This window comes from 'Santalum album' aster yellows phytoplasma, assembly GCF_018283495.1.
Classification (GTDB): Bacteria; Bacillota_I; Bacilli_A; order Acholeplasmatales; family Acholeplasmataceae; genus Phytoplasma; species Phytoplasma asteris.
On record NZ_JAGVSK010000002.1, the window covers coordinates 20,095 to 41,494 of the forward strand.

The window sequence follows — 21,400 nt, forward strand, 5'->3', positions numbered from 1 at the left end:
AAATAAAAGAGCCAAAAAATAAGGGACTCCTTTTTTAATCATTGGCATTTGGATCCATTAATTGACTTAAAAACAGTTTTAATTCTTCCAGCCCTTCTTGTTGTTTTGAAGAAATCAAAAAAAAATATTTAATCTGGGGAAAGTGATTAACAAGCATTTTTAATTGTTTGGGCACAAGATTTTTTTTAACTTTATCCTTTTTAACAAATAACAAGACGACCTCAAAACCCGCTTGCAAAAGAGCTTGATGGATTCTATCGTCTTCTTGGGTAGCACCCACTTTAAAATCAATTAGCTGAAAGACTGCTTTGAGATGAGAAGTTTGTTCCAAAAAAGAAATAATCATCGGCAATAACTGCTTTTGAATTTCTTTACTTTTTTTAGCATAACCGTATCCAGGAGTATCGATCAAATAAAAAGATTCGTTAATGTCATAGTAGTTTAGGGTGATGGTTTTGCCAGGAGTTTGAGAAATTTTAGCTAATTTTTTTCTTTGAGTTAAAGCATTGATGAAAGTGCTTTTGCCAACGTTGCTTCTGCCCATTAAAACAATTTCGGGTTGTTTTTTCAAAGGAATATCTTTAAAATGGACAATACTACGCACAAAAGTGGCTTTTTTAATCATTTTGGTTTTTCCTTTTCTTTGTTTTTGTCTATAATTGTTTGCGATTGGTGATTTTGGGAAATTTTTGAAGGTGGTTTACAAATATTATTATAGCAAATTATTATTTTTGTTGCTTTATATTTTGTGATATCGTTTTATAATAATATTTTTTTGATAAAATAACAATAGTGATAATGATAATAATGTTGAATTGATCTTTGAAAAACATTTAAAAAACAAACAATTAATTAATAATAAAAGGGCAAAATGAGGTTTTTAATTTGGAACAAACAAATAACATACATTTAATTTGGGGAAAACAAAGGTTTTTTCTAGAAAAAAAAATAAAAAAAATAATTAATATTTGCAAACAAAAACAATTAGATGTAGTTTATTATTGTATGCAAAAAGATCTTGTAACAGAGCTGCAAAAAGAACTACAAACCACTTCTTTGATTGAAAGCGCATGGAAAAAAGTAGTTTTGGTGGATCACAGTGAAATTTTATTTCAAAAAAAACCTCAAGAAATGGCTTTTTTAATTTCTTATTTACAAAATCCTTACAACAATTTAGATTTATATTTTTTTGCAGAAAAAACAACTAAAGCATCTGAAGTTCAAAAAATTTGGGAAAAATATTGTCTTTGCAAAACAACAAACACTTTGGAGAAAAAAGATTTTTTTAAATATATCATGGAAGTTTTTCAAAAAGATGGTTTTCAAATTGATACCAAAGCTATCCAAGAATTAGTGAGCAAAACTAACTATAATCTTTATTTATTGCATCAAGAAATAACAAAAATCAAATTATTTCAATCAAATGATAAAAATATAACTTGGCAATTGGTGCAAAAAATCAATGCTTTTAAAGAAAATGACAATATTTTTGGATTAATTAATCTTTTTTTAAAACAAAATTATATTGATGCTTATCAAATGTATCAAACCTTAAAAACGCAAAAAATCAATGCTTTTCACGTTATAAATCAATTAACTCATAAAATTAAAGAATTGTTATTGGTAAAAGAAATGTTGCAACAAAAAAAAAGCCCAGAAGAAGTGCAAAAAGTTTTGCCAGTTTCACAAGGCAAAGTATTTTTTTTAATGAAAGAAGCAAAATTGATTGAAACGCAAAAATTAAATACACTGTTTTTAGATTTAATAGAATTAGAATATCAAATTAAAATGGGTGCTGTAAATAAAGATATCGGTTTGGAAATGTTTTTATTGGGTAAGCAAAAGGTTTTTTTGTAATTTGAAAACTAAGCACATAACTTACAATTTTTTGACGGTCACAAAGGTTTTAAGATTTGTAAAATTTCTTCTTGAGTAATTGTTCCTTGCCTTAAAATAACTGGTTGAAAAGTGGTTAGATCAACAATAGTTGAAGATATTTTTAAAATCGGGTGATAGTTTTGATAAATTAAGGCGATTTTATTGTTATAAATATTAAAAATAGTTTGGTAATCATTTAGTGGAGGATGATTGCTTTGATTAACAGAAGTGGTCTTTAAAGGACCATTTTTTTTTAAAATTTCCAAAGCTAAAGGATGATTGGGGATTCTTACTCCTAAAGTTTTTGCCTTTGTTTTAGAAAAATATTTCAAAGTGGTAGGCAGAATTAAAGTTAAAGGGCCTGGCCAAAAATGCAGAGCTAATTTAAGGCTTTGGGGACTAAATTGGATCAATTTTTTTGCTTGTTGTAAAGATGCACACAAAACAACAATACTTTTATTTAAAGGTCTTTTTTTAATTTGATAAATGCAATTGAGTCCTTTTTTATCATATAATTTAGCGCCCATACCATAAACTGTATCGGTTGGAAAAATAATAATATCTTTTGGTTTCACAATAATTCCTTTATTTATCTTTATTTATCTTTATTTATCTTTATTTATCTTAAACTGGTTTTTTTAATTGAATTGTTTTGATTTTGGTTTTTTAAAAGAAATTGCATCAAAACTAACTTTGGGCAAGTTGTTCTTTTTGGGCTTCATGAATCAAAGGTTCAATAACTAAATCGAGTTTGCCTTCCATAATAATATCTAATTTTTGTAAAGTAAGTCCAATTCTGTGATCTGTTATACGATTTTGGGGGTAATTGTATGTTCTTATTTTTTCGCTTCTTTCACCAGTTCCTACTAAATTTTTTCTGTGTTTGTTTTCTTCTTCTTGTTTAGCGGTTAACATTTGATTATAAATGCGTGTTTTTAAAAGGGTAAATGCTTTATCTTTGTTTTCGTGCTGGCTTTTTCCTTCTTGACAAGCAACACTAATTCCCGAAGGTATATGAGTAAGTCTAACAGCTGATTTAGTAGTGTTTACTGATTGTCCACCAGGTCCGCTAGAATTAAAAGTGTCGGTGCGAATGTCATGCCAATCAATTTTTAATTCTAATTCTTCTGCTTCGGGAACTACCAAAACAACAGCAGTAGAAGTGTGAATTCGCCCTTGGGCTTCGGTAGCGGGAACACGTTGAACGCGATGCACACCTGATTCATACTTTAAAAAAGAATAAATATTTTGTCCAGAAATTAAAAGTTCTACGGAAGAAAGACCGCCTTTAATGCTGGGATTTAGATTGAGGATTTCGACTTTCCATTTTTTGCTTTCGGCGTATTTAACATAGGTTCGTAATAAATCAGCTGCAAAAAGATTCGCTTCGTTGCCACCAGCTGCACCTTTAATTTCTAAGACAACATTTTTTTTATCAAAAGAATCTTGGGGTAAGAGCAAAATTTTTAATTGATCTAAGGTAGTTTTTTTTTCTGACAAAATAGTATCTTTTTCTTGGTGTGCTAAAAGCAATAATTCTTGATCTTGTTGGGTTTCTAAAATGGTCTGTATTTGAGTAAATTCGGTTTCTAAATTTAAGTATCGGTTAAAAAGTTCTACTGTGGGTTCTAATTTTGATAAATTTTTTAAAATGTCAATTTTTTGGTTTGTGTTTTGTTCGTTTAACAAAAGTTTTTGTAAATCTTGATATTTTTGTTTTATTATTTTTAATCTGTCAAGCATATTTACCTCTTTGTTTTTTAAAAAAGAATGGGGGGTTAAAAAAATATTTTAATCAATCAAAATGCTTTTTTATTCATTTATATTAGGTTCGATTTCTGAAAAAAACATATGATCAAAATCAAGTATAAATTCTCTAATACCAATTGATCCTTGACGATTTTTGGCAATAATAACTTGGGTGTGTCCAGAAGAATCGGGTTTTTTGTCCTTTTCATAATAACCTTCTCGGTACAAAAACATTACAATATCGGCGTCTTGTTCAATTGAACCTGAATCTCTGAGATCAGCCAAAATGGGACGTTTGTCTTCTCTTTTTTCTACATCCCTTGATAATTGTGAAAGGGCAATAACAGGAATTTTTAATTCACGTGCCATTTGTTTTAAACTTTGAGAAATTTCTGCTACTTCTTCTTGACGGTTGTGTTTATTAGTTTTGCGGATAAGTTGCAAATAATCTATCATTACAATATCAAGTTTGTTTTGACTTTTAAGTTTGCGACATTTAGCTTTAATATCTAAAATATTTACTGTAGCTGAATCATCAAAATAAATATTTAGATCATCCATTTTTTCTATTGATATTTCTAACAAAAATTTTTCTTCTCTGTTTGTGTTACCCAATTGAATTTTTTTGTGCTGTATTTTTGATTGAGTGCTTAACATGCGCATAGCTAATTGTTCGTTTGACATTTCTAAACTAAAAATAGCAATATGAGGGGATTGATAATTGTGTTTGGGATTTGCAATTCTGAGAGCTAAATTAAGCATAAAAGTACTTTTTCCCATGGAAGGACGAGCAGCTAAAATAATAAATTCTTCGGGCTTAAATCCTAAAGTAATATTGTTGAGATTATCATATCCAGTGGAAAGACCTACTAAATCTTTATGGCGTTTGGCAAGAATATTTTTTTCTTTAGTGTCTTTTAACAAAATTTTTAATTTTAATAATTCACTGGTTTTTTTGTTTTTAGTTAAATTAAAGATTTTTTCTTCTGAAAAATCCAAATATTCTTGGACATCAATGTTTTCGTATCCTTTTTGTGCTAATGAAGTGACAGTTTCGATAATTTCTCTTTTTAAAGCAGTTTCCTTAATTAAATCAATATAGGTTTCTATATGTTGAGTAGAAGGCATCAAATCAGATAATTCATTTAAATAATCGATATTTCCTATTTGTTGTAATAATTTTTCATTGTCTAAAATAGCACTTACTGAAGAATAATCAATTTGTTTGTTAGTTTCATGCAAAGTTTTCATTGCTCTAAAAATATGTTGGTGATGAGAGTTGTAAAAGTCAGTTTCTGCAATCATATCTAAGGTAAAAGCTATTTTTTCAGGGTTTAAAAGTAAAGCTCCTAACAAAGCACGTTCTGCTTCAGGACTTGAAGGAGTATTTTTAGAATAATTGGTCATTTGCTTTTTCTTTCAGTCACATTAAGGAAAAAAGTAGCCTTAATTTGATCAGTTAGAAAAACATCAACAGGATAAATACCAATAGCAATGATTTCACCTTCTAAAGATATTTTTTTGCGGTCAAGAGTAATATTATGAACTTTTAAAAATTCTTCAGCAATTTGTTTGAGAGTAATTTTTCCATAAATTTTTCCTTTAGGTCCTAATTGAATATCTAGAGTAATTTTTTTGTCATCAATTTCTTGTTTTAATTTATGCATTAAAAGTTCGTGATTACGTTTTTGTTCTTGTTCTAACATTTGGGATTGTTTAATTGCAGCTAAATTGGTTTTGTCTGCTAAAAGAGCTTTTTTATTTTGAATTAAAAAATTGCCATAACCATTATTAACTTTAATAATTTCGTGTTTTTTTCCTTTATTAGGAATGTCAGTTAACAAAATAATTTCCATATTCTTTTCACCTTTTTCATATTCTAATTTTAAAAAATGTTTTAAAGTGTCTGTAACTGTTTTGATATTAGTTCCTTCTAATTGAGTAGCAGCGCTATTGAGATGTCCTCCACCTTCCATTTGTTCCATGATAGTTTGAACGTTAATTTCATTGTAAGAACGAGCACTAATTGCTATTTTATTATCTGCTATTTGAGCTATCATAAAGGCAGCATCAACGTTGCGAATGTTTAGAACACTTTCTGCCACTTGAGCTAAAAAAGAACGATTTTCATAAATTTCAGAACTTTGAATAATAGCGAATCTATCCATAAAAATTTCCATTTCAGAAATCAGTTTATTAATTTCTAAAACTTTATCAAAGTCTTTACGTAACCAACTTTTAACCTCAATTGCATCAGCGCCTAAATCTTTTAATTTGGAAGTTACTTCAAAAGTTCTAGAACTTGTACGATAAATAAAAGCGTTAGTATCAATTAAAATACCTGCATACATAATGCTTGCTTCAAAAACAGTAATGTGGACTTCTTTTTCCAAAAATCCCATAATTTCAACAAGCAATTCAACAGTTGAAGAAGCAGATGATTCGACGTAAGAAAAAATAGAAGGAATAATTTCTTCGGTAGCGCGGTGGTGATCAACAACTACAATATTGGACGTTAGTGACAAAAGTTCGGGACTATTTACCATATCTTTAGTTTGAGTATCCAAAACTGCAATTAAGGAATTGTCTTTAATCATTTTGGAGGCTTGTTGGGTTGTAATAATATTTAGAGATATTTTTGCCTCAGTTTTAATTAATTGATGATAAACAGGAATGAGGCTTTTGTCTAATTTTTCTTCATCAAGGATAATATAATTGTTGCTTTCAGGATGGATAGTGGTTGCAATTTTGTAAAAAGCAATGACAGAACCCAAAGCATCAAGGTCGGTGTGAGTGTGTCCCATGATAAAACAATGGGGGTGTTTTTTCAAAATATCGACCAAATTTTGGGCATTAATACGAGCATGAACTTTGGATTGTTTACTTAAAGAAGCAATTTTGGCACCAAAATATTTAATTTTTTCATTTTCAATATTAACAACTACTTGATCGCCACCCCTTTTTTGAGCTAATTCAATTGCATTTTGACTGTAGGTAGCCAGTTTTTCATATGACAAATTCCAACAAGCAATTCCCATAGAAAGAGTGACTTTTAATTGATATTTGTAAGAAATGTTGCGGATGGTATCCAAAATACTAAATTTATTTTCTAACATTTTATCTAAGTTTTGGCGGTTAAGAAGAAGTAAAAAACGGTCGTCTATCAATTGTTTTAAATAACCTTCATAAGGTTCAATGTAATCAGATAAAGCACTTAAATATTCACCTTGTATTTGTGATTGTTCTGAAAGATCATAACGAATTAAGGATTCTGCTAAATTATCAAAAGCAATCATGGCAAGAGATAAGGTTTTTTGTAAAAATAAATGTTTGATTTGTTCTTTTTCGGTAGCATCAAACAAGTAAAAAACACTTAAATCTTTTTTATAAAAACATTCAAATTTTTGGTTTTCCAAAGTGATAATAGTTTTGGGGATTGCATCAGAAGTACTTATTAGTTGTGCCATATTTTCATTAATTTGAGCTAAGGGCGAATTGATTTCAGGATTTTTCAAAATAAAACTGGCGTAAGGATTGAGCCACTGAATTTCTTGACTAGAAATATCAATTAAAACAATACCAATAGGAAGTTCGTTAAGTACTTCTTCCCCAATTTGACTTACGTGAAAAGATAATTTAGACCATAAAGAAAGTTTGTTTTTTAATCTTTTAATTTGGGCGTTTTTTTTAATGTGAAGCAAAAAACTGATAACAAAGGATGCTAAAATGATTTTTCCAAAAAAGTTAAAAATGAAAAAAATGATTTTACGACGCATACCACTCATTTCGCTGGAAGTATTTTGGCTTGGGTTTTGATTGTTGGTTAATTGATTAATTGTTTCGATAATTTCTTGGATATTTTGGAAATCCAAACAAAAAAGAATTAAAATCAAAACAACAATTACACAAGCAATTACAATAAATTTTGTGTTATGTTTATTTTTAGAAAACATAATTTTTTTTGCCCTCATTTGCATTTAAATAATTAGATAAATTTGGTTTTTGATATTTGCAATTAATAAAAAAACAGGATGCAACACCTGTTTTTATTGTTGGATAAAAGGAATTAAAGCCATATGGCGAGCTCTTTTAATGGCAATTGCCAATTGACGTTGCCATTTAGCAGAAGTATTTGTTACTCTTTTAGAAAGAATTCTTCCACGGTCAGTAATAAATCTTTGTAAAAGCTCTATGTCTTTAAAATCAATTTTAGTTACTTTGTTTTCAGTAAAAAAACAAACTTTGCGACGTTTTTTAAAAGTATTTTTTTTATTGTTGAATTTCATTTGTAGCTCCTTTTGAAATTGAAAATATTTATTGTTGTTTGGTTTGGTTCGCTTGTATTTAATGTTTTTGTTTTAAGATTTGATTGTTATATTTGTTTATTATTTATATCAGTTAATTTAAGAATTGTTTTTAATTTTAGAAATTGTCATAAGCATTATCAGGATTTTTTTTAGATTCTAAGAATTGGACATTGTTACAAACAACACTAGTTTGCCAATTAGTTACACCGTCTTTTTCCCAAGTTTCTACTCTAATGTTTCCTTCAACACCTATTAAAGCACCTTTAGAAATATATTTTTCTAAATTTTCAGCTTGTTTACCAAAAACAGTACAATTGATAAAATCAGTTTTTTTTTCGCTAGAAGCACTTACAATTCTATTAACTGCCAAAGTAAATTTAACAACATAAGTACCACTATTAGTATTTTTTAGTTCTGGGTCTTTGGTAATGCGACCTACTAAAATAACTTTATTAATCATATGAATTAAACTCCTTATTCTTTATCTTTGATAAAGATAAATCTAATAATTTCTTCAGTAATTTTAACAATACGATTAAATTCTAAAACAGCATCATTATCTGCTTTTACCATTAACCAATTGTAATATCCTTTTTTATGATTATCAATAAGATAAGCTAGGTCTTTTAATCCTATTTCGTTTTGTTCCAAAATTTGATTTGGGGCTTGTAAAAAAACATTTTGCAAAGTGTCATTAATTTTTTTAACGTCTTTGCTGTCTAAATTGGGGCGTAAAATATACATTATTTCGTATTTTTTCATTTTTTTCTCCTTATGGCCTACGCGGTCTTTATCTCTAAATTGTAAAGACAAGGAATAAGCATTTTATTTTATAATTTATAAGACATTAATATTATAACAAAAAAATATTTTTTTGAGTTAATTAGATGACAAAACTGTAATATTTATAGGTTTTTTAGTTGGATAAGGTAATAAAAAAATAAAAAAAGTAATTTTAAAGTTGGGAATTTTTGTAAAAATGAAATAAGATGTGAATAAAATTGATGAAAAATAAATAATTTGTTGTTTTATTAAGTGTTTTTTTTAGTTAAAATAAAAGTGTATTCAAAAATAAAAACAAAAGGAACTTATAAAGAAAATTGGTATGATAAAATACCTTTATCAAATAAAAAATGGTTTTGGATAAGTGTTTTTATTGTATCTCAATTAGTAGAAATATATTTAGATTCTCAAAATAGTAAAATAATTTTTTGAAAACTTTCAAAATAACATCATAATAAATAAAATATTAAAAGATCAAATTACTTATTAAAAATAAATAATTTGATCTTTTTTTGTTCTTTATAATTAAATCTTATCTGAAGTTTCTTTTTGATGTTGAATTAATTTTTGTTTTTTTAATTTATGATTATCAATAGCTTGATTATAAACTTCTAAAACATTAGTTACAAAAGTCTTTTGAGTATATAAATTAACTGATTTTTGAGCTTGATATGATAATTGTTTAAAATTATCTGGATTTTGATATAAGGAAGTAAGAATTGTAATTAATTGTTCTTGGTTATGATAAAAAAATCCATTTTGTTCATGTTTAATTACTCCTTCTAATGCTTGATCAAAACGCACTACACAAGGCAAAGAAGCAGCTAGTGCTTCAATATATGTAAGTCCTTGAGTCTCAAATAAAGAAGCACTCAAAAAACAATTTCCCAATTGATAATAAATTCCTAACTTATCATAAGAAACAAATCCTAAAAAAATGATTTTATCATCTAAATTAAGTTTTTGGGCTTTTTTTTCTAAATTTTTTCTTTCAGGTCCATCACCAATAATTAAAAATTTACTTTTGGGATTTTGAAGGTGAAAAGAAGTAAAAGCGTCCATCAAATAATCAATTTCTTTTTCAGCAGATATTCTTCCTACATAAAGACATACAAATGAATCTTTAAGTCCTAATTGTTGTTTTAATGAAAAAACTTTTTCTGATGAATGATTGTGATAATAAAATTTTTCTAAATTAAAACCTGTTGGAACAATTTGATAATTGATTTTAGAAGTATCATTAACTTTATTAGAATAGCGATTTTCTAAAAAATACAACACTTTTTTAGTAGGTAAAATATTGACATCACTATTAAAAATAAATTTAGTAAAAAGATAGTCTACATATTTTAAAATGGGTTTTTTAAAACATTTAACAATAAAAGATTTTTGAGTATCAAAAAAGGCAACATACATTGTGTGTGCTGTATAAACTAAAGGCAAATTTAATTTTTGTTTAGCTAAAAGCCCTAAAGAACCTACCCCAAATTCAGTATGAACATGAATTACATCTAAATTAAGGGCTTTGATTTTAAAAAGATGTTTTTTATAACTTAAAACCCAACGATGATTTTTAAAAATTTTAAAAGGCAATGGCATTCCTTTAATTCTTATTACGCGAGAATCTTTTTCTTGTTTGACTTTTGGACAGTTAGTTGTAATAATATAGACTTCATGTCCCAAAGCTTCCAAACCTTCTCTTAGAGAATCACAAGAAACAACAACACCACTAATTAAAGGTTTATATGAATCGGTAAAAATTCCTATTTTCAAGCAAAAAACCTCCTTATTATTGTCATTGTCATACTTTTTTATCTTAATGAAAACATAGCAAATTGTAATAGTAATAGCAACAAAAATAAAAAATAAATTTATATTTTTTAATAACTAAAAAGTTGAAATAATTAGGGAATAAGGAAAAATAATAAAAAGGGTAAAAATAATTAATTATGGTTATTGTTTTGGTTATTGTTTTGGTTATTGTTTTCTTTATTATTTTTTATCGCTTCTTTATAAATTGAGATCATTTTAGAAGCAAAACTTGTTTGATCATAATTAAGTATTGAGTTTTTGGCATTCATAGACATTGTTTTAGTTTTTTTATTATCATTGTATAAAAGACTTAAATAATGGATTAATTCTTCTTTTTGATGATAAAAAAAAGCATTATTTCCATTATCAATTAAACCATCTAATGCTTGATCGTATCTAGCTAACAAAACCAAAGAAGATGCCATCGCTTCTACAAAAGTTAAACCTTGAGTCTCAAATAAAGAAGCACTCAAAAAACAATTTCCCAATTGATAATAAATTCCTAAATTATCATAAGGAACAAATCCCAAAAAACAAACATTATTTTCGATTTGTAATTGTTTTACTTGTTTTTGGAGAGCTTTTTTTTCAGGACCATCGCCAACAATCACAAATTTACTTTGAGGATGATTTTGACAAAAAGAAGCAAAAGCACTAATCAAATAAGAAATGTCTTTTTCAGGCGACAACCTACCTACATAAATACAAACAAAATCATTTACTAAATTAAATTTAACTTTTAAAGCTTGAATTTCTTCTAAAGAGTGATTTTGGGAATAAAATTTTTCTAAATTAAAACCTGTTGGAACAACATTATATTTTCCTTTGATATTGTAATCTTTTTCTAATAAAGTTAAAATTTTATGAGTAGGAACAATTGTAGAATGCGTTTTGGAAATAAATTTTTTTAAAGCTTTTCTATTAGCTAATATAAAAAATAATTTAAATATTTTTATTCCAATATTTTTGCTTTTATTAAAAAAATATTCGTGCATGGTGTGCATAGTATAAACGGATGGTATATTTAATTTTTGAGAAGCATAAATACCTAATTTACCAATAGGAAATTCAGTATGAATATGGATAGTATCTAAATTAAGATCTTTTACAAGAGATAAATATTTTTTGAACCTCAATACGAAACGATGACCTTCAAAACCTTTAAAAGGTATTGGTATTCCTTTAATTCTTATTATTGAAGCATCTTTTTCTTCATAATTCTTAGGTCCTTGAGAAGTAATTATATAAACTTTATGTCCTAATTTTTCTAAACTATCTTTATGAGATTTAACAGAGATAGGAATACCTCCAATAATTGGTAAGTATGTATCAGTAAAAAAACCTATTTTCATTTTTGACTCCTATTTAAGTTTTTTAAAGTTGTGTAAATTAAATTTGATGTTTTTAAAATATTAAAAATATTTAAATATCAAAAAAATGAATTACTTCTGAGGCAAAATATAGAGAGCCTGTAATTAACAATAAATCTTTACAATTTTGAGTTTGGTTTTGTTGTAAAAAATCCTTCAATTTGTCTTGCCAATCAAAAACTTTTGTAATTCTTTGTGGAGCAATAAACAAATATTTTTGTACTAATTCAATACTATTTGGATGATTAAAAGTTGTTAAATAAATGTGGGCTTTGGGAATTTTTAATAATTGGTACAACATAGAAACTACATTTTTGTTTTCCAAAGCAGAAAATAAAATAGAAATGCGGTAGTTACTAAATTGTTTGATTGTTGTTTGGACTAATTTTCTTATGGCATGCACATTGTGAGCACCATCTAAAATAATTAAAGGATTTGAATTTAGTTTTTGCATTCTGGCTGGAATTTGAGTTTTGCTAATGCCTATAAAAACATTTTGTTCTAAGAAAGGAAATTTTTTCAGCTGACAAAATAAATAATAAAGTTGGATTGCCATTGCAGCATTTTCAGGTTGATATTTTCCTATTAAAGGAGTTTTGATGGCTTTTATTGTGATTTGTTTTGTTTTAAAATTAAAACATTCTTGCCAAGTTTGCATTCCTAAATAAGTTATGTTGTAATCTTTTTTGAATTTATAAATGGGAGTTTTGTTTTTGATGGCTTGTTGTTCAATAACTAACAAAGCTTTTGGAGAAATATTTCCTGTAACTAAGGGAGCTTTGGGTTTAATAATTCCTGCTTTTTGAAAAGCAATTTCTTTAAGAGTTTTTCCTAAAATATGTTCGTGATCTTTGCCAATGGTAGTAATTCCAGTTAGGATGGGATAAATAACATTGGTACTGTCTAAAAGACCTCCCAAACCTACTTCAATTACACAAACATCAACTTTTTTATGATAAAAATAATCAAAAGCAATAGCGGTGATAATTTCAAACGGAGTAATGCTAAATAAAGCAGAATTGGGACTTGCTTGGTCTACTAACTTTTTAATTTTACGAACCCAAATTATTAAATCATTACAAGAAATAGTCTCGCCATTAATTTTAATTCTTTCATTGTAATTTTGAATATGAGGAGAAATAAAAGTTCCTACTTTGGAACAATTTTGTTGCAATAAAGAACTTAAATAATTAACAGTTGAACCTTTGCCATTAGTACCTGCAATATGAATCATAGCTAATTTTTTTTCAGGATGATGTAATAATTTTAACAAAGCCAAAACACGCAAAAGTCCTAAACGCATGCCTAAAATTTCTCTTTTTTCAATCCACAAAATAGCTTCTTTTATGTTAGTTATTTCAGTAATCATTTTTATTTTCCTTTTGTTTGGATTTATTTATATTTAGGATTTCTTTGATATTATTAAATTTTTTAAATTACTAAATGTTTGATAGAATATATTTGTTTAAGGTGTTTTTTAAATTGTTTTGTTTTTTTGAATTTTTAATATCTATTGTAAATTTGTTTTTATTAGTTTTTTATTAACTTATTTTGAACTACATAATAAATTAAAATTGTAAATACAAGTTTATTATACCACAAAAAATATTGCAAAAATAAGGTTCAAAGGCAAAATAAGGATAAATTATTACTTAGTAAAATAAAGTAAGCAAAAAAAATAAATATTAATTTGACTAAATAAATAAAATAGTTAGAGTCAATAAAAATCATATTTTAAAAAAAGAAACTTTCAAAAATATAAAAATGTTATAATATTACTGTTATACTTTTAAATAATTTTTTAAAAACAACATTATACTAACAAGTTCTTAAAAAAATTATTAAAAATAAAAAAGGATTAAAAAAATAAGTAAAAGTTTTTCTAAATTAATCAAATATTATTTATCTAAAAATTAAAAAACAATATTATAAAGGATTTTTTATGTTTATGTATAAAAATAATTTAGATACAAATACAAACGGAAAAGCAAAAAATGTTTTTTCAAAAAAGTTTTTAGTTTATGTTCCTTTAATTATTTCTTTTATCACTTCTCTTTTGGCTATTGATACAATTTCATATAATAAAAATAAAAGAAATTTTTTTACTTTAGGTTTATTTACAAGACAAAACACATTATCAGTGAATATCTTTTTACTCTTATCTTTAAATAATAAATTTAAAAAATCAAAATATTATCCTTATTTAAGTTTTGTTTGTTTGATTAATTGTTTAATAGTGATGTTTTTTTGTTTAATTGAAACCAAAACAGGTACTTTGCAAATTAATTATTTTTTTGAACACAAAATTTTATCTTTGATGTTTATATTTTATTATTTTTTCCAAAACAAAAGCATAATAAAATTAAAAAAAAAATATGTAGGAATAATATATCCTTTGATTTATTTTTTAATAATGTTTATACTTATAAAAATTGATAATGAAAAGTTAAATCCTTATTCGAGAGAAATAACAAAATATGAAATTAACGAGTTTATGTTATTGTTTTATGCTTTTCTAACTTCTATAATGATATTAATAATTAGTTTCTATACAATTATTTTAAAAAATAAAATCATCAAAAATAATGATATTGTAGTTATCAAAAAATATAAAAGGTGGTTTTATTTTTTAAGTATTTTGGTTCTTTATTTTTTTGTTTTCTTTAATTTTATAAAATAATTTATTTTTATTATTTTTTTATATCGTTTTTTTAATTCTTAATAAATTATCATTATAAAATCCAATATTATAAATAACAAAAATAACAGGAGTTTAAATTATTAAAAATGGAAAAACAAACTTTACAAAGAAACAATTTAGAAAAAAAAGAAACAAATAGTAAAAATAAATATCTTAAAAAATATATATTATGGTTTTTATTTATTGTTTTAATTCAACACATAACTTGGTTTGGTTCTTTATATATAATTGAAAAGAATAAAAATGGTTTTTTTAAAACAATTATTCGAATTAAAGAAGATGGTAATGAAGAAACTAATAATTATTGGGTAAAAATATTAAATTTAAATATTAATGGAAGCAGTGGATTCCCTAGTTGGGAATTTTCTAAATATTTTATTTATATTTATATCATAAGCTGCTGGTGGTGGTTTTTAATTGCTCCTTATTTGATATATAAATATTTAGATAAAAAAATAATATTTCAATTATTCATTTCTTATTTTATAATTTTAGCTATTAGTTTAATTTTATTTTTTGTTTTCCCAGTTCAAATGTTGGATAAGTTTTTATTTAAGGAAAACAAAAGTTTTGTAGATTTTTTAATTCAAAATTTATATAAATATGATTGTTTGCATTTTAATTATTTACCAAGTTTTCATGTTAGTTTAAGTTTCTTATGTTATATTGGTTTTCGCCAAAAAAATAAAAAGAAAATCCCTAAAATATTAAATTATGGACAATTATTTTGTGCTATTTTAGTTTTTATTTCTACTTTTGTTTTAAAACAACATTATATAATGGATGGAATAATTTCAATTATTTTAGTAGAAACTACTTTCTTTTTAGTTGGTAAAAAAATGAATAATATTAAAAAAGACTATCAATTAAGATAATCTTTTTTTGTCAATAAATTACCTATAATAACCAAAATAGAAATAAATTTAGAATTGCTGAGCACTTTTTTACAAAAAAAGTTATAATGATTAGTTTCTAATAAAATACACAGGTAAAAGAATTAAAGTTTTGGTTTTGGAAAAACCAAAATTATTTATTACCACCATTATAACATGATAAAAAACAAGATAGTACGGATTATATAATTAAAATCTAATTATGAACATTTTCAGTATAATAATTTTGTTCTATATTTTGTATATTATAATAAGAATTTGGATGGTTTGTCAAACACTCTTTAATTTCTTCTAATATATATCCAGCTATTTTCAAATCAAATGATCTATATTTAGCATTCATTAATTCTTTCAAAGAAAAACCATTATTTTTCAAATATTGTGCTGGATATTTAGCATTTTTAAAATCTTTTGCATCATAACCTGCATCTTTTAATTCTTGAAAAGGAATAAATGTTTAATTTTGCAATGGATTTGGTGTTTCATATTTGTATCCTAAATCATCAAGTGTATATCCCGCTTCTTTAATTTGTTGAAAAGTAAAACCTGTTTCTTTTAATTTAGGAGGATTTATATATATTGATGTTTCTTTTATTTCTTGTATGATAATGCCACCTTTGGCAAAATCTTTCAGATTATAATTATATAATTGCATTTCTTGCAAAGTAAAACCAACTTTATCTTTTAAATCTCTTGCACTAAATTGTTTTAAATAAAAAAACTTTCTGTTTGAGGATCTAAATTTTTTATTTCTTCCAAACTATAACCTGATTTATTTAATTTTTTAAACTAAAAATTTCTATTAATTGAGGAAGTTGGTAACCAATTTCTTTAAAATCTTTTACATTAAAACCTTCTTTTACCAATTCTTTGTCTTCATAATCCCTTTTTTGTCTTAAATAACTTATAGTATATATTTGTTTTCCTTCATTATTTTTAATATATTTAAGATCAAAAGCACCAAAAAATGGTTTTAATTGTTCTAAAATTTGTTTATAAGAAAGACCTTTTTCAATTAAATGTTTTAAAGTTATATCCTACTTTTTTATTATTTTTTATTTTACTTTTATTTCTACTTCTTTATCTTTAAATTGTTTAATTTTATATTTTTTTACAATTAACAAAACCCACCTAAAAATAAAATAATATTTAAAACGATAAAAGAATATATTATATATTTAGTTTGAGGTGTTCCAAAACTTTGGACAACTTTTTACTTTTTAAAAATTTTTTAATTGTTCTTTTTCTAAATATTTTTCTAAATCGCTAATTTTTTTTCATCTAATAATAAATTTACTTTTTGATCTGATGCTTGTTCTGTATCTCTTTTATTTTGTTGTGTAAATTTAAAATATGAAACTCCTAAAAAAATAATCACTACAAATAAACACAATATTAAAATATTAAAAGGAGTTATTTTGGATTTAATATCTTTTACTTTAAAATTTAATTTAAACTTCATATTTGCTCCTATTTTGTTTTTTATAAATATAATTATAATAAAAATAAAAAGATAATTTATAATCTTTATGATAATTATACCATTTTTTATTACTATTAATATTTATATAAATAAATTTACTTAATAAAATTATAATTACTTAGTATTTTTCTTGCAAAAAAAACAAGTAAAATAAAAGTAAGGGATAAAATATTTTTTAAAAAAGAAAACAATTTTCAAAAGAAAGCAAGGAATAAAATAATATGAATCAAAATGTAAAAAAATATTAACTATTTTTATTTATTGCTGCTTTTTGAGTGTTTGCAGTTTTCTTTTATATCAATATTTTAAAAAACCAAACAAAGTGCCATCCCAAATAAAAACAACACCAAACAAACCATCTGAACAAAAACCATCAAAAAATAAACCATCAAAAAAATAAATCGTCATCTTCTAGTTTAGAGATAACAACTTTTTGGCAAGATCCAAAACCAGAAACAAAACAAAATACAAATACATTAAATACATTAAATACATTAAATACATTAAATACATTAAATACATTAAATACATTAAATACATTAAATACATTAAATACATTTGAAAGCAATCTCAAAGAGATTACCCAAATTCAATTTGATAGAATTGTTGAAGAAATATTAAATGATTTAAAAAGCATGTCATGGGATAATTGTGTAGGTAAATATGAAACAAGAAATGAAAAAAACATATTTCCAAACATTGAAAAAGAGTATAGTTCATTTTTAACTTGGAGCAAAGAAAAAGTAACAGAAGATAACGAAAATTATAACCAACAAAATAAACAAAATATATTACAACAATGCATTAAAAACCTTAAAAAAGAAATTGAAAAAGAACTAAAAGAAATATATTGGTTTAAATATTAAATCATTTGTAGTAATTAATAACTAACTGTTTCATTTATTTAGACAATTAAGATTAACACTGTTCTTTTTATTATCTTGCCATTATATAACAATATCAATCATTTTCGAAAGGAATAGGCAGAATCAAATGAATAGAACTATCTTTTTCCAAAGTAGTAATAATAAATGGTTTTAAGGGATTATCAAAATAAAAAACTACTTCTTTAACTGATAAAACTTTTAAAACATCTTCTAAATATTTAGCATTAAAAGCAATTTGGAAACTATTTGCACTAACTTTTAAAGGAATAATTTTTTCCAAAGCAGTTCCCAAACTTTCACTAGAAGAAGAAATTTCAATTGAATTTTGTTTAGTTAAAATAAATTTAATAACATTAGTATTTATTTGTTCTTTGGAAAACAACAATGAAACTCTTTCTAAGGCTTTCATTAAATCATCTTTATTTAAATGAATAGAAAAAGGAAAATTTGTAAGTTTAATTTCTTGAATTTGGGGATAATTTCCTTCTAAAAGTGAAGTTTGAAACCATAAATTATCAATTTCTAAAAAGATTTTTTGAGTATCAGAATAAATTTTTAAATATTTACTTTGACAATGTTCTAATATTTTACTTAATTCTTCTAAACTTTTATTAGGAATAACAATATTAAAATTGTGATATTTAATATCTAGATTGATTTTTTTTTGACTCATTCGAAAAGAATCAGTAGCACAAGCTTTTAAAAAATTGTTTTGATAAATCAAGTTAAGTCCCATTAAAATAGGTCTTTTTTCATTTTTAGAAGTAGAAATATTTATTTCTTTAATCATATTTTTGAAAAAATGAGTTTCAATTTGAAAAGAATCTAATTTTTGGAAAGAAAAATCAAGTTCTAAAAAATCACAAACATCCATTAATTTTAATTTATATTTACAAAAACTAGTTTTAATTACTAAAAAATTATTTTCCATTACAGTAATTTTAATTAAAGAATCACTAATTTTTTTAATTATTTCAATAAAATATCTCCCTAAACAAGCAATTTTACCTTGTTTTTTAATTTTTAAACTTTCATCTTTAATTTCTATTTTAATTGCAATATTGCCATTATTAGCTTCTAAAATTAAGTTATTTTCTTGTGTTTGGATTTTGAGAGCATTAAAAATAGGGAAAAAAGTTTTTTGGGGGAAAATTTTTTGTATTTTTAAAAGTTGTTCCAAAAAAATATCTTTATTAATTTCTAAATACATTTATTAAACCTCATTTATCTTTTTGTTGTAGTAATTATTTTATATCTTTATTATTTATTTTATATCTTTATTATTTATTTTATATCTTTATTATTTATTTTATATCTTTATTATTTATTTCATATAATGGCATTTAAACACGTTTAAAGTTATTTTAATTGATGTTTAACTTACTTTTAATAATTTATATTACAATTTCAAAAACAGACTAAAATAAGTTAAAAATCATCGAATAATTAAAAGATACTTTTTTAAAATATAGATAATTTATTAATTCATTTTTAATTTAATTATTATTCAATTTTATTCAATTCATTTATTATTTAATTCACTTATTAAGAATTAATTTTTTTCAAAATAAGTTCTAAGGATTTTTTTAATTCATAATCACTTTGAGAATTTTTTTTAATTTTTTGATAAGCTTTAAAAACTGCAGAATGGTTTCTTTTGAAAAAACTACCAATAATATTATAAGGAATATCTTTTAATTCTTTGATTAAATACATAGCAATATGACGCGGTAAAGTATATTTTTGTTGTCTTTTTTTACTCATTAAATCACGAACTGAAATATTGAAAAAATTGCTAACAACTGATTTGATTTTTTCCAAAACATCCTCATCATAAGAAACACTTTTTTTGCTTTTAATCAAAAGTTCTAAAGCTTCATTGGCAATATTAATATCAATATCATATCCAAAAGTTTGGGCATAATTCAATAATCTTAATAAAGCTCCTTCCATTTCACGAACATTATTAACAAAAGAAGAAGCAATCAAATCAAGGACATCTTTTTTTATTTTCAAATGATTTTGTGGTTCAAATTCTAATATTTTCTTTTTCAAAATATTGAGACGATGATTAAAATCAGGACTTTGAATATCAACCATAAGACCAGCTTCAAAACGTGAAGTTAATCTACTCATAATATTTTTTAGTTCTGAGGCTTGTTTATCACTTGTAATTACAATTTGTTTTTGGTTTAAATAAAGATAATCAAATAATTTAAAAAACTCCATTTGAGTTCTTGTAGCACCTGCCATAATTTGGATATCATCAACTAATAAAAGATCAATATCACGGTATTTTTCGTTGAAATCCTCCATTTTGGATTTTCTTAATTGGTTGGTAAATTCTTCAATAAATCCGTCAGCTTTTACATATAGAACTTTTTTGGCTGAATGTGTTTTTTTCAAAATATGATTTCCGATTGCCTGAATTAGATGAGTTTTTCCGATTCCTGCTTTTCCAAAAATATATAGCGGATTGGTAGTTACTTTTTTTTCTTCAGCAATTTTTTTGGCAATTTTAAAGGCAAAATTATTACTTTTTCCCACAACAAAATTATCAAAACTATACTTTGGATTGGTATTTCCATAATTGTATTTATTAAAACTTATTTTTCTATTTTCAATTTCAACATTTGTGTCATTATCAGTTTTAGTTTTGATTTGTTCTTTTTCAATTGTTTCAAAATATTTATTATTTTGGAATTCATCATTATTTTCATTATTTTCAATTTTGGAAAAATAATTTTGATTCTCATTTTCTAATTTTTCTTTAAGATTTTCAAAATGTTTTTTTTCATCATCAAAATTACTATTTTTTTTATTTTTTTCTGAAACAAATTCAATTATAATTTTTTCTTCAAATTTTAATTTAGTTATTTTTTTGATTTTTTCAAAATACATTTTATATATTTTATTCTTAATAAATTCAGTTTCTACTGAAATTATAATTTTTTCTTCAATTTGGTTTATTTTTTTAATATTGGAAAATGTTTCTTTAAAAACTTCATCACTGTAAATTTTTGATAGTTCATTTAAAATTATTTCCCAAATTTTATTATAATTATTCATTTCAATATTACCTTTAATATTACCTTTAATATTTTATTTTAATTATTGTTTTTTATTTTTTATATTATTTTTTTATTAAATTATTATTATTATGAAGCACATTTTTTTGTTCCTAATTCTAAAAAAAATAGCTTTTAACTTTATTTTTTCCTCAAATTAAGGAAAAATTTATTAACATTTTAGGAACTATTTTTAACAGTTTGGAAACAATTTATTTTTAACAACTATTTTTAAAACTTTTTTGCTTTCACGTTTTTTCTAGAAAAAATAAAATTATTCAATAAAATAATAACATAAAAAGCCACAGTTTTTAGGAACAAAAAAAATAACTTTTTCCTAACTTTGAAAAACCTTTCTTTTTAAAAAAGAAGGAACAATTTTAGAAAAAATTAACTTTTATTTTAATCTTTTTCTAAGTTAGTTTTTTACAACTAAAAATTAATTTTTTTTAAAACTTAGGAATATTTT

Annotated in this window: 18 protein-coding genes; 3 read left to right on the forward strand and 15 right to left on the reverse strand. The window is 24.1% G+C overall.

All coding sequences use genetic code 11. The features are described 5' to 3' along the window. Positions 1–34 precede the first annotated feature (34 nt). Positions 35–625, reverse strand: coding sequence for a ribosome biogenesis GTP-binding protein YihA/YsxC (gene yihA, locus KE631_RS00670; protein ID WP_011160392.1), 591 nt, complete (start codon positions 623–625; stop codon positions 35–37). 260 nt (positions 626–885) lie between these two features. On the opposite strand from yihA, the gene holA reads away from it, so the two are divergent. Beyond that, positions 886–1,857: a DNA polymerase III subunit delta gene (holA, locus tag KE631_RS00675; protein ID WP_212508965.1), complete on the forward strand. Its 972-nt coding sequence runs from the start codon at positions 886–888 to the stop codon at positions 1,855–1,857. Positions 1,858–1,895: 38 nt separating this feature from the next. Here holA and KE631_RS00680 read toward each other — a convergent pair whose 3' ends face one another. The 10 genes from KE631_RS00680 to KE631_RS00725 all read right to left on the reverse strand — a co-directional run bounded on the left by KE631_RS00680 (position 1,896) and on the right by KE631_RS00725 (position 13,268). After that, entirely contained in the window at positions 1,896–2,453 is a 558-nt protein-coding gene (locus KE631_RS00680; RefSeq protein WP_212508966.1) for an L-threonylcarbamoyladenylate synthase, read from the reverse strand. A gap of 112 nt (positions 2,454–2,565) precedes the next feature. Beyond that, positions 2,566–3,621 (reverse strand): peptide chain release factor 1, encoded by a 1,056-nt coding sequence (gene prfA, locus KE631_RS00685; RefSeq protein ID WP_212508967.1) that lies wholly within the window; start codon positions 3,619–3,621, stop codon positions 2,566–2,568. 69 nt (positions 3,622–3,690) lie between these two features. Then, the gene (gene dnaB, locus KE631_RS00690) at positions 3,691–5,034 is read right to left on the reverse strand and encodes a replicative DNA helicase (RefSeq protein ID WP_212508968.1); all 1,344 of its coding nucleotides are present in this window, start codon (positions 5,032–5,034) and stop codon (positions 3,691–3,693) included. Then, positions 5,031–7,580 (reverse strand): 50S ribosomal protein L9, encoded by a 2,550-nt coding sequence (gene rplI, locus KE631_RS00695; RefSeq protein ID WP_212508969.1) that lies wholly within the window; start codon positions 7,578–7,580, stop codon positions 5,031–5,033. Before rplI ends, dnaB begins: the two co-directional genes overlap by 4 nt. A 93-nt stretch (positions 7,581–7,673) precedes the next feature. Beyond that, positions 7,674–7,913 (reverse strand): 30S ribosomal protein S18, encoded by a 240-nt coding sequence (gene rpsR / locus KE631_RS00700; protein WP_212508970.1) that lies wholly within the window; start codon positions 7,911–7,913, stop codon positions 7,674–7,676. A gap of 136 nt (positions 7,914–8,049) precedes the next feature. After that, a complete protein-coding gene (locus KE631_RS00705; RefSeq protein ID WP_011160385.1) occupies positions 8,050–8,394 on the reverse strand; it encodes a single-stranded DNA-binding protein in 345 nt (114 codons plus the stop codon). 14 nt (positions 8,395–8,408) lie between these two features. Beyond that, complete coding sequence (rpsF, locus tag KE631_RS00710) at positions 8,409–8,696, reverse strand: 30S ribosomal protein S6 (RefSeq protein ID WP_034172155.1); 288 nt, start codon at positions 8,694–8,696, stop codon at positions 8,409–8,411. A 546-nt stretch (positions 8,697–9,242) separates the two neighbouring features. Further along, positions 9,243–10,490, reverse strand: a complete 1,248-nt coding sequence (locus tag KE631_RS00715) for a glycosyltransferase (RefSeq protein WP_212508971.1) — start codon at positions 10,488–10,490, stop codon at positions 9,243–9,245. A 170-nt stretch (positions 10,491–10,660) separates the two neighbouring features. Then, the gene (locus tag KE631_RS00720) at positions 10,661–11,881 is read right to left on the reverse strand and encodes a glycosyltransferase (RefSeq protein WP_212508972.1); all 1,221 of its coding nucleotides are present in this window, start codon (positions 11,879–11,881) and stop codon (positions 10,661–10,663) included. A gap of 70 nt (positions 11,882–11,951) precedes the next feature. Then, the gene (locus tag KE631_RS00725) at positions 11,952–13,268 is read right to left on the reverse strand and encodes a bifunctional folylpolyglutamate synthase/dihydrofolate synthase (RefSeq protein WP_212508973.1); all 1,317 of its coding nucleotides are present in this window, start codon (positions 13,266–13,268) and stop codon (positions 11,952–11,954) included. A gap of 1,418 nt (positions 13,269–14,686) precedes the next feature. Between KE631_RS00725 and KE631_RS00730 the strand changes: the two genes are divergently transcribed. Further along, on the forward strand, positions 14,687–15,475 hold the full coding sequence (locus tag KE631_RS00730) for a phosphatase PAP2 family protein (RefSeq protein ID WP_212508974.1): 789 nt from the start codon (positions 14,687–14,689) through the stop codon (positions 15,473–15,475). A 475-nt stretch (positions 15,476–15,950) separates the two neighbouring features. On the opposite strand, the gene KE631_RS00735 is transcribed toward KE631_RS00730, so the two are convergent. After that, positions 15,951–16,157 (reverse strand): hypothetical protein, encoded by a 207-nt coding sequence (locus KE631_RS00735; RefSeq protein ID WP_212508975.1) that lies wholly within the window; start codon positions 16,155–16,157, stop codon positions 15,951–15,953. Positions 16,158–16,751: 594 nt separating this feature from the next. Further along, positions 16,752–16,955: a hypothetical protein gene (locus KE631_RS00740; RefSeq protein WP_212508976.1), complete on the reverse strand. Its 204-nt coding sequence runs from the start codon at positions 16,953–16,955 to the stop codon at positions 16,752–16,754. Positions 16,956–17,611: 656 nt separating this feature from the next. Between KE631_RS00740 and KE631_RS00745 the strand changes: the two genes are divergently transcribed. Continuing rightward, a complete protein-coding gene (locus KE631_RS00745; RefSeq protein ID WP_212508977.1) occupies positions 17,612–17,842 on the forward strand; it encodes a hypothetical protein in 231 nt (76 codons plus the stop codon). Positions 17,843–17,936: 94 nt separating this feature from the next. Here the strand turns inward: KE631_RS00745 and dnaN are convergent, their stop codons facing one another. Beyond that, on the reverse strand, positions 17,937–19,073 hold the full coding sequence (gene dnaN, locus KE631_RS00750; protein WP_212508978.1) for a DNA polymerase III subunit beta: 1,137 nt from the start codon (positions 19,071–19,073) through the stop codon (positions 17,937–17,939). A 335-nt stretch (positions 19,074–19,408) separates the two neighbouring features. Further along, positions 19,409–20,932, reverse strand: coding sequence for a chromosomal replication initiator protein DnaA (dnaA, locus tag KE631_RS00755; RefSeq protein ID WP_212508979.1), 1,524 nt, complete (start codon positions 20,930–20,932; stop codon positions 19,409–19,411). Positions 20,933–21,400 lie beyond the last annotated feature (468 nt).